9 protein-coding genes are annotated in these 13,922 nt (G+C 74.5%); all 9 read right to left on the bottom strand.

The window, feature by feature from the left end; all coding sequences use genetic code 11:
* Positions 1-25 precede the first annotated feature (25 nt).
* Positions 26-1,183, bottom strand: coding sequence for a flavodoxin-dependent (E)-4-hydroxy-3-methylbut-2-enyl-diphosphate synthase (ispG, locus tag ACFQ8C_RS01670; protein WP_383451094.1), 1,158 nt, complete (start codon positions 1,181-1,183; stop codon positions 26-28).
* A 104-nt stretch (positions 1,184-1,287) separates the two neighbouring features.
* Entirely contained in the window at positions 1,288-2,595 is a 1,308-nt protein-coding gene (locus tag ACFQ8C_RS01665; RefSeq protein WP_383451091.1) for a M50 family metallopeptidase, read from the bottom strand.
* Positions 2,592-3,842 (bottom strand): 1-deoxy-D-xylulose-5-phosphate reductoisomerase, encoded by a 1,251-nt coding sequence (dxr, locus tag ACFQ8C_RS01660; protein WP_383451089.1) that lies wholly within the window; start codon positions 3,840-3,842, stop codon positions 2,592-2,594. Before dxr ends, ACFQ8C_RS01665 begins: the two co-directional genes overlap by 4 nt.
* A 34-nt stretch (positions 3,843-3,876) precedes the next feature.
* Positions 3,877-5,133, bottom strand: a complete 1,257-nt coding sequence (gene aroA / locus ACFQ8C_RS01655) for a 3-phosphoshikimate 1-carboxyvinyltransferase (RefSeq protein ID WP_383451086.1) — start codon at positions 5,131-5,133, stop codon at positions 3,877-3,879.
* 187 nt (positions 5,134-5,320) lie between these two features.
* Positions 5,321-6,766 (bottom strand): aldehyde dehydrogenase family protein, encoded by a 1,446-nt coding sequence (locus ACFQ8C_RS01650; protein WP_383451084.1) that lies wholly within the window; start codon positions 6,764-6,766, stop codon positions 5,321-5,323.
* Positions 6,767-6,937: 171 nt separating this feature from the next.
* Positions 6,938-8,494: a PQQ-binding-like beta-propeller repeat protein gene (locus tag ACFQ8C_RS01645; protein ID WP_383451081.1), complete on the bottom strand. Its 1,557-nt coding sequence runs from the start codon at positions 8,492-8,494 to the stop codon at positions 6,938-6,940.
* A gap of 77 nt (positions 8,495-8,571) precedes the next feature.
* Positions 8,572-9,555: an EamA family transporter gene (locus ACFQ8C_RS01640; RefSeq protein ID WP_383451078.1), complete on the bottom strand. Its 984-nt coding sequence runs from the start codon at positions 9,553-9,555 to the stop codon at positions 8,572-8,574.
* Between the two features lie 207 nt (positions 9,556-9,762).
* Entirely contained in the window at positions 9,763-11,316 is a 1,554-nt protein-coding gene (locus tag ACFQ8C_RS01635; RefSeq protein ID WP_383451076.1) for a PucR family transcriptional regulator, read from the bottom strand.
* Between the two features lie 126 nt (positions 11,317-11,442).
* Positions 11,443-13,836, bottom strand: a complete 2,394-nt coding sequence (locus ACFQ8C_RS01630) for an ATP/GTP-binding protein (RefSeq protein ID WP_383451074.1) — start codon at positions 13,834-13,836, stop codon at positions 11,443-11,445.
* Positions 13,837-13,922 lie beyond the last annotated feature (86 nt).

The following is a 13,922-nucleotide window of genomic DNA, read 5'->3' as shown; positions in this document are numbered from 1 at the left end:
GCGGCGGGGTTTCCCGGGGGTGTGCTCAGCCGGCGATGGCGACGGTCGGCTCGCCGCTCTCGATGCCGTCCTTCTCCATCTGCTCGGCGATCTTGAGGGCTTCCTCGATGAGGGTCTCGACGATCTTCGACTCGGGAACGGTCTTGATGACCTCGCCCTTGACGAAGATCTGGCCCTTGCCGTTGCCGGAGGCGACGCCGAGGTCGGCCTCGCGGGCCTCGCCGGGGCCGTTGACGACGCAGCCCATGACGGCGACGCGGAGCGGGACGGTCATGCCGTCGAGGCCGGCGGTGACCTCCTCGGCGAGCTTGTAGACGTCGACCTGGGCGCGGCCGCAGGACGGGCAGGAGACGATCTCCAGGCGGCGCTGGCGGAGGTTGAGCGACTCCAGGATCTGGATGCCGACCTTGATCTCCTCGGCCGGCGGGGCGGAGAGCGAGACCCGGATGGTGTCGCCGATGCCCTGGGAGAGGAGCGCGCCGAAGGCGACGGCGGACTTGATGGTGCCCTGGAAGGCGGGGCCGGCCTCGGTGACGCCGAGGTGCAGCGGGTAGTCGCACTGGGCGGCGAGCTGGCGGTAGGCCTCGACCATGACGACCGGGTCGTTGTGCTTGACCGAGATCTTGATGTCGCGGAAGCCGTGCTCCTCGAAGAGGGACGCCTCCCAGAGGGCGGACTCGACGAGCGCCTCGGGGGTGGCCTTGCCGTACTTCTTGAGCAGGCGGGCGTCGAGGGAGCCGGCGTTGACGCCGATGCGGATCGGGACGCGCGCGTCGCCGGCCGCCTTGGCGATCTCCTTGACCTTGTCGTCGAACTGCTTGATGTTGCCCGGGTTGACGCGGACCGCCGCGCAGCCCGCGTCGATCGCGGCGAAGACGTACTTCGGCTGGAAGTGGATGTCGGCGATCACCGGGATCTGCGACTTGCGGGCGATCGTGGCGAGCGCGTCGGCGTCGTCCTGGGTGGGGCAGGCCACGCGGACGATCTGGCAGCCGGAGGCGGTCAGCTCGGCGATCTGCTGGAGGGTGGCACCGATGTCGGACGTGCGGGTCGTCGTCATCGACTGCACCGAGACGGGTGCGTCGCCGCCGACGGCCACGCTGCCGACCTGGATCTGCCGGCTCTTGCGGCGCTCGGCGAGCCGGGTCGGGACGGAGGGGATACCGAGGGAAATCGCGGTCATGAGTCTGTGCAACCTCGAGGTCGTGCGTCGGCGGGCTCGGGCTTCCGAGGTTACCGCCCCTGGGGCGGGGGGCCGGACACGGCGGTGCGCGGCCCCCCTGAGGGCTACGTCAGCTTCACCGGGTTGACGAGGTCGGCGGCGAGGACGAGCAGCGTGAAACAGACGAAGACGCCGGCGACCACGTAGGCGGCGGGCATCAGCTTGGCCACGTCGAACGGGCCGGGGTCGGCGCGCTTGAAGAGCCGGGCGGTGTGGCGGCGGACGGACTCCCACAGGGCGCCCGCGATGTGGCCGCCGTCGAGCGGCAGCAGCGGGAGCATGTTGAAGAGGAACAGCGAGACGTTGAAGTACACCAGCAGGTTCATGAACATGACGAGGATCCGCTCCGGCGGGGCGTCCACGGTCATGAGCTCACCGGTGATGCGGGCGGCGCCGACGACGCCGACCGGGGAGTCCTCGGCGCGCTCGCCGTCGCCGAAGGTGGCGTCCCACAGGCCGGGGATCTTGCCGGGGAGGGCGATGACCGAGTGGACGCCGTTCTCCAGCAGGTCGCCCATGCGCTCGGTGGTGTCGACGAAGGAGAGCGGCGCGACCTCGCTGCTCGCCTGGAAGCCGAGGTAGCCGGCCGGGACGTACGCGACGGGCCGGACGATCTGGCCGTCCTCGTCCTTCTTCAGGACCTCGTTGGAGACCAGGTTCGGGTGCAGGTCGAGGCGCTGCCCGGCCCGCTCGACGGTGATCGTGGCGGGGCCGATGGTGTCCCGGATGCGGTCCGAGAGGGTGTCCCAGTCGGAGACCGGGGTGCCGTTGAAGGCGACGATCGTGTCGCCCTCCCGCAGGCCCGCCTTGAACGCCGGGGAGACCGGGTCGCCCTGCTCGCAGGCGTCGCGGTTGGCGTTCTGCTTGATGACGCACTTCTGGACGCCGGCGACCTTGGTGGTCTGGCCCTCGATGCCGAGGGTCATCAGCGAGCCGTAGAAGAGGCCGAGGGCGAGGACCAGGTTCATGAACGGTCCGGCGAACATGACGATCACGCGCTTCCACGGCTTGCGCGTGTAGAAGAGCCGGGTCTCGTCGCCGGGCTGGAGCTCCTCGTACGACGCCTCGCGGGCGTCCTCGATCATGGAGCGCCAGGGCGAGGTGGAGCGGGCCTCGATCTTGCCGTCCTCGCCGGGCGGGAACATGCCGATCATGCGGATGTAGCCGCCGGCCGGGATGGCCTTGATGCCGTACTCGGTCTCGCCGCGCTTCTTCGACCAGATCGTGGGGCCGAAGCCGACCATGTACTGGGGCACGCGGATGCCGAAGAGCTTGGCCGTGGAGAGGTGGCCGAGCTCGTGCCAGGCGATGGAGACGAGCAGTCCCAGGGCGAACAGGACGATGCCCAGGACGTACAGGAGCGCTTCCGTCATGCGCGTGCCTCCGCGGTTGCCTTCGCTGCGAGCTCTCGGGCCCGGGCCCGGGCCCAGGTCTCCGCTTCCAGGACGTCCGGCACCGTCAGGGAGGTTCCCCCGGTGGGCCGTCCGTGTTCGGTGACGACCGCCGTGACGGTGTCCATGATGCCGTTGAACGGGAGCCGCCCGGCGAGGAACGCCTCGACGCACTCCTCGTTGGCGGCGTTGAAGACGGCGGGGGCGGTGCCGCCCAGCCCGCCGACGTGCCGGGCCAGGTTCACCGACGGGAAGGCCTCGTCGTCGAGCGGGAAGAACTCCCAGGTGGAGGCCTTGGTCCAGTCGAAGGCGGGGGCCGCGTCGGGGACCCGCTCGGGCCAGCCGATGCCGAGGGCGATCGGGCCCCGCATGTCCGGCGGGGTGGCCTGGGCGAGGGTGGAGCCGTCGGTGAACTCGACCATGGAGTGCACGTACGACTGGGGGTGGACGACGACCTCGATGCGGTCGAAGGGGATGTCGTAGAGGAGGTGCGCCTCGATGACCTCCAGGCCCTTGTTGACCAGGGTGGCGCTGTTGACCGTGATGACCGGGCCCATCGCCCAGGTCGGGTGGGCCAGCGCGTCCTCGCGGGTCACGTGGGCGAGGTCCGCCCGGGTGCGGCCGCGGAAGGGGCCGCCGGAGGCGGTGACGACCAGCTTGCGGACGTCGGCGCGGGTGCCGGCGGCGAGCGCCTGGAAGAGGGCGGCGTGCTCGGAGTCGACCGGGATGATCTGGCCGGGCTTCGCGAGCGCCTTCACCAGCGGGCCGCCGACGATCAGCGACTCCTTGTTGGCGAGGGCGAGGGTGCGGCCGGCCTCCAGGGCGGCGAGGGTCGGCGCGAGTCCGATGGAGCCGGTGATGCCGTTGAGCACCGTGTGGCACGGGGAGGCGGCGAGCTCCGCGGCGGCGTCGGGGCCGGCCAGGAGCTCGGGCAGCGGCTCGGAGCCGTACAGCGCCTTCAGCGCGGTACGCAGCTCCTCCACGGTCTCCTCGCGCGCGACGGCGACCTGGGCGACCCGGAGCCGGTGGGCCTGCTCGGCGAGCAGCCCGATCCGGCCCCCGGAGGCGGCCAGGGCGGTGACCCGGAAGCGGTCGGGGTGGCGCAGCACCAGGTCGATGGCCTGGGTGCCGATGGATCCCGTCGAGCCGAGGACGACGATGTCCCGGCGTCCTTCGGAGGGGTCGAAGGCGATGTGCGGATCGGCGAGAGGAGAGGGGCGGTCGCTCATGCCCCCCATTCTTGCCCCAAACGCTGTGGGCTCTTCACGCGGTCCGGGGGAACGCGCCGAATGCTCCGAAGACGCGGTGGAAGTCCGGGAAGGTCTTCTTCACGCAGCCGGGGTCGTCGAAGGTGATGCCGGGGGTGCGCAGGGCGGTGACGGCGAAGGACATGACGATCCGGTGGTCGCCGTGGGTGGCGATCTCGACCGGGCCGGCGGGGGTGCCGGGGTGGATCTCGATCCAGTCGGGTCCGGTGGCCACCGTGACGCCGAGGCGGCGGAGGTTCTCGGCGCAGGCGTCGAGCCGGTCGCACTCCTTGACCCGGGTGTTGGCGACGTCCTCGATGCGGACCGGCCCGTCGGCGAAGGGGGCGAGGGCGGCGAGGGTCGGCATGGTGTCGGAGATGTCGCGCATGTTGACGGTGAGTCCGCGCAGGACGCCGGTGGAGCGGACGGTGGTGGACTCGGCGGTGACCTCGACGGCGGCGCCCATGCGGCGCAGCACCTCGACGAAGGCGAGGTCGCCCTGGAGGGCGCCGGTGCCGAGGCCGGGGACGGTGACGGAGCCCCCGGGCCGGAGGGCCGCGGCGGCGAAGAAGTAGCTGGCCGTGGAGGCGTCGGGCTCGATGCCGTAGGAGCGGGCGCGGTAGCCGGTGGGGGCGACGCGGTAGGTGCGGCCCCGCTCGTCGTCCTCCCGGGCGACCTCGGCGCCGAAGGCGCGCATCATCGCGAGGGTGATCTCGACGTACGGCTCCGAGACCAGGTCGGTGACCGTGATGTCCAGGCCCTCGGCGGTGAGCGGGCCCAGCATCAGCAGGGCCGTCAGGTACTGGGAGGACTGGCCGGCGTCGAGGGTGAGCGCGCCGCCCTTGACGCCGGCGGCGTGCACGGCGAGCGGGTGGTGGCCGTCCTTCCCGCCGTGCCGCAGGTCCACGCCGAGCTCGCGCAGGGCGGTGCTGAGCGGGCCGAGCGGGCGGCGGCGCATCTGGGCGGAGGCGTCGAAGCGGAAGGTGCCGTGGCCGGCGGCGGCGAGGGTGGGCAGGAAGCGTGCGGTGGTGGCGCCGTCGCGGCAGTAGACGTCGGCGTCGGCGGTCCCCGGGCCGGCCGGGCGGCCCTCGATGTGCCAGGCGCCGGGCTCCTGCCGCACGGCGTACCCGAGGGCCCGGAGCCCTTCGGCGAAGCCCTCGGTGTCGTCGGAGAGGAGCGGGCGCAGGAGGGTGGTGGTGCCCTCCGCCGCGGCGGCGAGGAAGAGCGCGCGGGCGGTGACGGACTTGGAGCCGGGGATGTCGATGACGGTCACGCCGGTCATCCTGCCGCGCCGGGCGGGGCGGCCGTCGCGACGTTCCGCTCCGTGGACGGCGGCGGGCCCGGAGGCCGTACCGAGGCCGTACCGCCGCCGTCCGGGCACGCACGAGAGGCGGCCCGAGCCCCCGCACAGTGGGCTCGGACCGCCTGGTCTCGTGGGACGGGTCCCTCGGACGGACCCGTCAGAGGGCGAGGCCGGTGAGGACCAGCACGCGCTCGTAGGTGTAGTCGTCCATGGCGTAGGCGACGCCCTCGCGGCCGGTGCCGGAGCGCTTGGCGCCGCCGTACGGCATCTGGTCGGCGCGGTACGAGGGGACGTCGCCGACGATCACGCCGCCGACCTCCAGGGCGCGGTGGGCGCGGAAGGCGGTCTGCAGGTCGTGGGTGAAGACGCCGGCCTGGAGGCCGAAGTCCGAGTCGTTGACCGCGGCGAAGGCCTCGGCCTCGCCGTCGACCTTCGCGACCGTGAGGACCGGGCCGAAGACCTCGGCGCGGGCCAGGGTGACGTCGGCCGGGAGCTCGGTGAGGACGGTCGGGGCGTAGGTGGCGCCCTCGCGCTTGCCGCCGGCGAGGAGCTTGGCGCCGGCCGCGACGGCCTCGTCGACCCAGGACTCGACGCGCCGGGCGGCGGCCTCGTCGACGAGCGGGCCGACGTCGGTGGCGTCGTCCGCCGGGTCGCCGGTGACCTGGGCCTCGACGGCCGCGACGATCTTCGGCAGCAGGCGGTCGTAGACGGTGGCGTCGGCGATCACGCGCTGCACGGAGATGCAGGACTGGCCGCCCTGGTAGTTGGAGAAGGTCGCGATGCGGGTCGCGGCCCAGTCCAGGTCGGCCTCGGAGGACCAGTCGGCGAGGACGACGGCGGCGGCGTTGCCGCCGAGCTCCAGGGTGCAGTGCTTGTGCGGCACGGAGGCCTGGATGGCGTAGCCGACCTTGTCCGAGCCGGTGAAGGAGATGACCGGGAGGCGCTCGTCCTGGACGAGGGCGGGCATCCGGTCGTTCGGCACGGTGAGGATCGACCAGGAGCCGGCCGGCAGATCGGTCTCGGCCAGGATCTCGCCCAGGACGAGGGAGGAGATCGGGGTGGCCGGGGCCGGCTTGAGGATGATCGGGGCGCCGACGGCGATGGCCGGGGCGACCTTGTGGGCGCTGAGGTTCAGCGGGAAGTTGAAGGGCGCGATGCCGAGGACGACGCCCTTGGGCACGCGGCGGGTGAGGGCGAGGCGGCCCGCGCCGCCGGCCTCGGTGTCCAGGCGCTGGGCCTCGCCGGCGTTCCAGCGGCGGGCCTCCTCGGCGGCGAAACGGAAGACGGAGACGGCGCGGCCGACCTCGCCGCGGGCCCACTTGATGGGCTTGCCGTTCTCGGCGGAGATGATCTGGGCGATCTCCTCGGTGCGCTCGGCGAGCCGCTTCGACACGTGGTCGAGGGCGGCGGCACGCACGTGCGCCGGGGTGGCGGCGAACTCGTCGACGACCGCGTGGGCGGCCGCGACGGCCTCCTCGACCTGGGCCTCGGTGGGCACGGCGACCTTGCCGACCAGACGTCCGTCGTACGAGTTCGTGACGTCGAAGGTGGTGTCGCCGGTGGCCTCGCGGCCGGCGACCCAGAAGGCGTGGGTGGTCGTCATTGCGTGTCCCGGCCCTTTCCGTTTCGGGGTGCGAGCGGTTGCCCGGTGCGGGCGGTTGCTCTCTCCGGACACGTTAGGGCCGGGAACGCGGGCGGGCGTTTGTCCGTGTTGGAGTGGTGGGCGTGGCGGTCTGTCCGCTTCGGCCGAAGAGGCGCCGCGGCCGGGTGCCGGTCAGCGCTCCTCGTAGGCGGAGAAGGGGCGGAAGCCGGCGCCCCGGGCGGGGATCAGCCGCCCGTCGTGCCCGAAGAGGTCCGTGATCTCGCCGAAGGACGCGCCGACCGAGTCGGGGAAGGTGCGCAGGTCGCGCTCCTCCCCGGTGTCGGCGTCGAGGACGAGCAGCCCGTCCTCCCCCTTGCTCGCGTACAGGTCGACCAGGGCGGTGACCCGTCCGCCGGCGACCCGCAGCGCGAGGACGTCCTCCCGGCGTTCGAGCTTCGCGCGCCACAGCCGCTGCCCGGTGCGCAGGTCGAAGGCGCTGATCGTGTCGTGGAACATGGCCTCGACGGCGTAGAGCCGCCCGTACGCGACCAGGGCCTGGGCCGGCGCGTCGGTGGCCAGGTAGTCGATGTCGCCGCCGGAGGCGATACGGCCCTGGGCGCGCCCGTCGGCGGAGAAGGAGAGGACCGTCGGGTATCCCCTCAGGTCGAGGCCGTCGACGCTCACCACGGCGGGGTCGGCGGAGAGGAACGCGGACTCGTTGGCGATCGGCTCGACCACCCGGTCCCGGGAGAGCTCGGTGGTCCAGCGGTGCCGGCCGTCGGCCGGGTCGAAGGCGGCGAGCCGGATGTCCTTCCGCTCGCAGACGACGAGGGCGAGGACCTGGCGCCGCGCCGCGGCGACGCCGTAGGGCACGCAGCCCTTCGGCATGGCGGCCGTCCAGCGCGGCTTGCCGGTGCGCAGGTCGAGGGCGCGCAGGGCGCGGTCCGGGCGGACGTACCCGGCCCGCTCGCCGGCCCCGTCGCCGGACCAGGCGTACGGCCAGTACGCGTCCTCGTCGCGGACGACGGCGAGCCCGCCGCCGACGGCGACGACGTCCTTCTCGTCCCGGATCTCGCCGCCGTCCGGGGTCCGGGCGGCGCGCCACAGCTCGCGCCCGTCCCTCAGGTCGAGGGCGACGACGGTCGCGCACCCCAGGCCGGCCGCGACCGACTCGTCGTCCGGGGTGCCGGGCGTGCCCTGCGCGACCAGGGCGACGCCGTCCTCGGCGGCGCGGCTGACGGAGCAGATCGCGGCGCTCCCGGACGGCGTGTAGCTCCAGCGCCGCGCGCCGGTGCGGGCGTCGAAGCCGGTGACGCCGTGGGAGCGGCTGCTGACGAGGGTGTCGCCGACGGCCCAGGCGCCGTTGCCGGACTCGGAGCGGGCGTCCTCGCGCCCGGCGCTCCAGACCTCGCGCATCGAGTCGCCCGGGAGGTGGCCCTCGCCGGCGAGGACGCCGGCGGTGATGGCCCCGCAGCCGGCGAGGAGGGCGAGGACGAGCCCGCCGACGACGGTGTACCGGACGAACCGGGAGGCGGGCTCCCGCGCGCTGTCGCGGGAGCCGGAGGCGGGGGCCTTGCCGGAGGCTTTCCTGGCGGGGGCGGAGGCGGGGGCCTTGCCGGAGGCTTTCTTGGCGGGGGCCTTGCCGGAACCGGGGGCGGAGGCCTTGCCGGAGCCGGAGGTCTTGCCGGAACCGCCGCTGCCGCGGGTGGAGGTCTCGCCCGCCGCTCTGCCGGCCTTCGTGCCCGTCATCCGGATCCCGCCCCTGTCGCCGTGTTCACGCCCGATCGGTACGAGGGATCAGGGTAGGGCCGGGGCGATCCGCCCCGTCACCCCCTCCGCTCGGTGGAGACGATGAGGCAGACGGCCGCCACGACGATGGCGCCGCCGAGGAGGATCGGCCAGGTCAGGGCCTCGCCGAGGATCAGCGTGCCGAGCAGCACGGCGACGACCGGATTGACGTACGCGTAGGTGGCGGCGAGCGAGACCGGGGCGGACTGGAGCAGCCAGGCGTACGCGGTGAAGGCGATCAGCGAGCCGAAGACGACCAGATAGCCGAGGGCCACCCAGGAGCCGGTGGAGACCGCGCCCGGGTCGAAGCCGCGGTGCTCGCCGCGGAGGAGACCGACGACGATGCCGCCGATACCGCCGGCCAGCATCTCGTACACGCTCGCGGTGAACGGGTTGGCGGGCATCGGGAGACGGGCGGAGGAGACGGTGCCGATCGACCAGAGCAGGGCGGCGAGGACGACGAGCAGCACGCCGCCGATGCCGACGTCCCCGCTGAGCCCGGGAAGGGTGAGGACGGCGAGACCGCCGAGGCCGATCAGGACGCCGCCGTACGCGCCGAGCCCGGGACGCTCGCCCGCGGCGGTGCGCAGCAGCACGACCCAGACGGGGACGACGGCGATGAGGAGGGCGGCGAGGCCGGAGGGGACGGTGGTCTCGGCGAGGTTGACCAGGCCGTTGCCGCCGAGGATGAGGAGGAGGCCGACGAGGGCGGCGGAGCCGAGCCGGCGCCGGTCCACCTTGAGGGCGGCGGGGCCGTGGCGCCAGGCCACGAGCACGGCGAGGAGCAGTCCGGCGACGATGAAGCGGGAGCCGGAGGCGAGGAAGGGCGGGATGGTCTCGACGACGAACCGTATGCCGAGGTAGGTGGAGCCCCAGACGACGTAGACGATGGCGAGGGCGGCCCAGACGGCACCGCTGATACGGCGGGCGGGCGCGGCGGACACGGCGGACGCGGGAAGGGTCGCGGCGGGCTTGGTGTCGGCGGGGGGCGCGGAGGCGGGATCGACGGCGGGGCTTGTCATGAGCAGGAGATTAGGCACTCCGGCCGCTTCCCACCAGGAATTCTGCCCGCCTCCGGGCAGGAACGGGACGGGCGGGAACGGGACGGGCAGGAACGGGACGGGCAGAGACGGGACGGGCAGAGACGGAGACGTACGGGAACGGAGACGTACGGGAACGACGACGAGCAGGACCCCACGCCCTCCTCCCCATGCCCTACGCCCTGCGCCCTACCGCTCCCCCTCCCCCGTCGCCTTGAGCGCCAGCCACAGCTCCATGCGGACGTCCGGGTCGTCGAGCGAACGCCCGAGGATCTCCTCGACGCGCCGCATCCGGTAGCGCAGGGTGTGCCGGTGGACCCCGAGGTCGGCCGCGGCGGCGTCCCACTGCCCGTGCCGGGAGAGCCAGGCGCGCAGGCTGGCGACCAGATCGCCGCGGCCCGTGGCGTCGTGCTCGCGCAGCGCCCGGAGCATGCCGTCGGCGAAGGCCCGTACGGCGTCGTCGGCGAGGAGCGGCAGGACGGAACCGGCCGCCAGATCCTCGTGCTCGACGAGGGCGCGGCCCCGGCGGCGGGCCACCGAGAGGGCCTGCTCGGCCTGCTTGTACGCGGCTGCCGCCGTGCCGGGGCCGGCGGACGCGGAGAGCCCGACGACGACCCCGGCGTCCTCGGCCTCGCGCTCCGCGTACCCGGCGCAGGCGGCGACGACCGCGCCGTCGTCACCGGCGAGGACGACGAGCCGTTCCTCGCCCTCGGGCACGGTCAGCACGGCCTCGCCGGCACGGGCGGCGGCGGCCTCCAGCGCCTCGGCGAGCACGGAGAGCGGGGGTTCGGGCGAGTCGGCGTGGGTGCCGGGCTCGGCGACGAGGATCCGGAAGGGGGCGTCGAGGAGCCCGCCGTAGACGTCGCCCGCGACGGTACGGGCGTGCTCCGGGTGAGCGGCGAGCATCAGGCGCAGCACGGCGCCGCCGAGGCGCTGTTCGGCGGCCTGGAGGGAGCGGGAGCGTTCGGTGGTGAGGGTGAGCAGGGCGATCGCGGAGTGGACCGCGTACCGCTCGGCGGTGCCGAGGGGGGCGGCCGTGCCGACGGCGAGGGCGCCGCGGACCCGGCGGCCGGTCCCGAGCGACTGGAGCTCGACCCGGTCGTCGGTGCCGCCGACGACGGCGCTGGCGGGGGCCGGGCGTTCACGGAGCCGCTCGACGTCCGGGGTGAGCCGGGCGGCGCGGCGGGCCGCCCACTCCGGGGAGACGGCGACGACGGCACCCGAGGCGTCGTAGAGCGCGGACCAGCCGTCGACGTGCGCGGCGAGCCGGGCGACGACCGCGTCCGGACCCTCGGCGAGCGCGGCCCGGGTCAGCTCGCGCTGCGCCTCGAACCCGGCCGTCACGGCCCGGTACTGGTCGGCGGCGATGGCGGCGGAGACGGCCTTGCTGATGGCGAGGAACGGGGTGCGGCGCGGCACTTCGAGCAGCGGCAGGTGTTCGGCCCGGGCGGCTTCGAGCAGCGCGCCCGGGATGTCGTCGTAGTTCACCCCCACGGCGAACCCGAGCCCCACCACCCCCGCGCCGAGCAGCCGCCGCACGTACCGCCGCATCGCCTCCGGGTCCTCGGCGTCGAGCGTCAGACCGGTGGTCAGCAGGAGCTCCCCGCCCTCCATGTACGGCACGGGGTCGGCCAGTTCACTGACGTGCGCCCACCGGACGGGGGTGTCGAGACGGTCCTCCCCCGCCCGGACCAGAAGCCGGAGCGAGGAGTGCTGGACGAGCGAGGCGAGCGTGGGCGGCATCGGAAACCGGCGGACCTTCGAGCGGAGGCCGGACCCGCGAGACCCGCGCCCGGCGACGGAACGCCGCTGGGGAGGGCGGCCCACCCGATTGTGCCAGGCCCCCCGCCCCACCGCGCGGGACCGGGCTCAGGCGCGGAGGTCGACGAGGAGGGGCGGCGTGTGCTCGCCCCGCACGTGGGTGAGGGAGAGGACCGCGTGGCCGGGCGGCACGCCGTGCGCCAGGTCGGAGGCGGACCAGCGCTCCCGCTCCACCTCGCGGACGGTGACCGCGTCGGTGGTGACGGCCTTGCCGGTGACGAGCTTGCGCACGGCGTGTGCCACCCGGGTGAGGGGTTCGTCGGAGCGGACCGTCCGGCTGGTGAAGTCCCGGGCCTCCACCCACTCGGTGCCCCAGGTCTCCGCGAACCGCTTTCCGTCCCAGGTGGTGACGCCGGCGAGGGCGAACCGGCAGCCGACCGCCCCGAACAGCGGGGTCCGCAGGCGCTCGGGGACGTCCTCGACGGTGCGGAGCCCGAGGACGACACCGGCGTGGGCGGAGCGCAGCCGCTGAAGGCCCCGCACGGTCGCGTCGGTCAGGGTGTGGGCGGCGTCGTCGAGGACGAGGCAGGCGAAGCGCGAGCGGTCGGTCCGGTCCACGGCCCGGCCGAGGAACTGGGCGAGCACGAGTCGGGTGAGGAGCCGGGACGCCTCGGCGTGCCCGGCTTCCGGCAGGTCGATCCGGACGCGGACCGGGTGCTCCAGGGCGCGCATGGTGAACGGCGAGGTCGCCCCGGAGGTGTCGAAGAAGCCGGCGAAGGCGGGACGGTCGAGGAGGGCGATCCGGTCGGCGAGCCGGCCCGCCGGGTCTCCGTCGGCGCCCCGCTGCCGTGCCCGGGCGTCGAGTTCGCGGACGAGGGAGGCGTTCCCGGCGGCTTCGAGGGAGGCGCGCAGGGTTCCCAGCAGGGCGGGGTCGCCGTCGAGGAGCTCGCGGAGCTCGGGGACCGAGGGGAACCGGCCGTGGACGGCGTGGAAGGGGCCGAGGAGCTGGGCGAGCGCGGTGGTGGCCCGGCGGGTGTCGGAGGTGTCGCCGGCCAGGACGTCGGCGAGCAGGGCGGCCGCGCGGTCCGGGTCGGAGGTGCCGCCGTACAGGTCGAGGTCGTGCGGCGAGGCGGGGTCGCCGACCCGGATGACGACGTCATAGGCCTCGTCCGGGCCGAGCGGCGCGGTGTCGGATCCGACCACGACGACGGCGGCCTGCCCGGCGAGCGCCTGGAGGGAGAGGGACTCGACGAGGGGGCGGACGAGCCGGGTCGTCTTGCCGCTGCCGGAGGGCCCCACGACGACCATGCCGGTGCCGAGCACCTCGGGGTCGAGGGCGAGGCCGGTGGTGCGGCGCGCGTAGGGGTTGCGGGCGCTGTCCGCGACGGTGCCGAGACGCACCTGCCGGAGCGCCAGGTCGTGCGTGGCGGTCCGGCCGACGAGGAAGCGGGCCCCGGAGGGGTGCAGGAAGGCCGCCGCGCCCCGGGCGAGGACCTCCCGGACGAAGGCCGCCTGCCGCTCGTGGGCCTGGCCCGCGGCCTCCCAGGCGGCCCGGATCCGGGCGTAGTCGACGTCGTTCATCGCCCCGGAGGCCGCCTCCGCGGCGAGCCGCTCGGCCGCCTCGCCGAACCCGGCGGCCCGCAGTTCGTTCCAGGAGGCGAGGTCGGCGCCGCCGGTGACGGGGGGCGGCGCGGCCTCGGGCGTCCCGGCCGGCGGGGTGGCGCGGCGCAGGGCGAGCCAGACGAAGGGGAGCGCGGTCGCGAGGGTGAGCACCAGGGTGGCCGTGTCCTCCATCTCCTGGTTGGCGAAGACCGCGGCGGGCCCGGTCAGGTCGTACGGCAGCATCGAGAGGACGAGGGGGCGGAGCGGCAGCCAGTCGCCGCGGACGAGGGCGATGGTGATCAGGCCCACGACCACGGCGATGACGAACTGCGCCCGGCGTCCGTACGCCCGGACGAGCCGGTTCCAGGCGTAGGGCCAGCGGCCGAAGCGGCCGATGCCGCCGAAGACGCCGGCGAAGAGGACGAAACGGTAGACGGCCAGGGCGATCGGCCCCCCGGTGCCGGGCACGGGCGCACCGCCGAGCGGACGCCACCAGTCGGCGGGGGTGAAGAGCCGGATCGGGACGCTCCAGTAGGGGATGTAGCCGTTGCGGAGCAGCGACCAGAGCAGGACGGCGACGAGGAAGGAGATCGTCGCGCCGGCGAGCACGGTCCGCAGCGGTGTCTCGTCCGGTTCGCGCTCGGGCCGCGGCACGTGCCCGTACCGCCAGACGCCGGGCGCGGCCTCGGGGCGTGGCGCGCGCAGCCAGTCGACGAGCGTGGTGCCGGCTCGCGCGCTGGGCGCGGCCGCCGGCTTGGGCGGTGTGGACCGCGGTGCGGAGAGCGGTGTGGCGCCCGGCATCGGAGGGGCGCCGGCGGGCGGGCCGGACGGGCGGGGGATGTCGGCGTGCGGACGCCCGTCGTGTGTCCTCCGCGAGCCGTGCGTGCCCTCGAACTCCATGTTCCCCTGCCCCCTGGCCCTTCGACTCCGCGGCGCTGTCGTCCGGGCCCAATCTAGAGCCTCGGTCACGGATCGTGCCCCGGATC

Origin of the sequence: Streptomyces sp. NPDC056503, assembly GCF_042794995.1 — a bacterium.
Lineage (GTDB): Bacteria > Actinomycetota > Actinomycetes > Streptomycetales > Streptomycetaceae > Streptomyces.
Note: the sequence above shows the minus strand (reverse complement) of the source record. Positions and strands in the feature narration are given on the sequence as shown.

Excerpts from the sequence above, each read along its gene's own strand:
- ispG (WP_383451094.1), bottom strand. The coding sequence starts at position 1,183 with ATGACCGCGATTTCCCTCGGTATCCCCTCCGTCCCGACCCGGCTCGCC.
- ACFQ8C_RS01635 (WP_383451076.1), bottom strand. The coding sequence starts at position 11,316 with ATGCCGCCCACGCTCGCCTCGCTCGTCCAGCACTCCTCGCTCCGGCTT.
- ACFQ8C_RS01665 (WP_383451091.1), bottom strand. The coding sequence starts at position 2,595 with ATGACGGAAGCGCTCCTGTACGTCCTGGGCATCGTCCTGTTCGCCCTG.
- ACFQ8C_RS01645 (WP_383451081.1), bottom strand. The coding sequence starts at position 8,494 with ATGACGGGCACGAAGGCCGGCAGAGCGGCGGGCGAGACCTCCACCCGC.
- ACFQ8C_RS01650 (WP_383451084.1), bottom strand. The coding sequence starts at position 6,766 with ATGACGACCACCCACGCCTTCTGGGTCGCCGGCCGCGAGGCCACCGGC.
- ACFQ8C_RS01630 (WP_383451074.1), bottom strand. The coding sequence starts at position 13,836 with ATGGAGTTCGAGGGCACGCACGGCTCGCGGAGGACACACGACGGGCGT.
- dxr (WP_383451089.1), bottom strand. The coding sequence starts at position 3,842 with ATGAGCGACCGCCCCTCTCCTCTCGCCGATCCGCACATCGCCTTCGAC.
- ACFQ8C_RS01640 (WP_383451078.1), bottom strand. The coding sequence starts at position 9,555 with ATGACAAGCCCCGCCGTCGATCCCGCCTCCGCGCCCCCCGCCGACACC.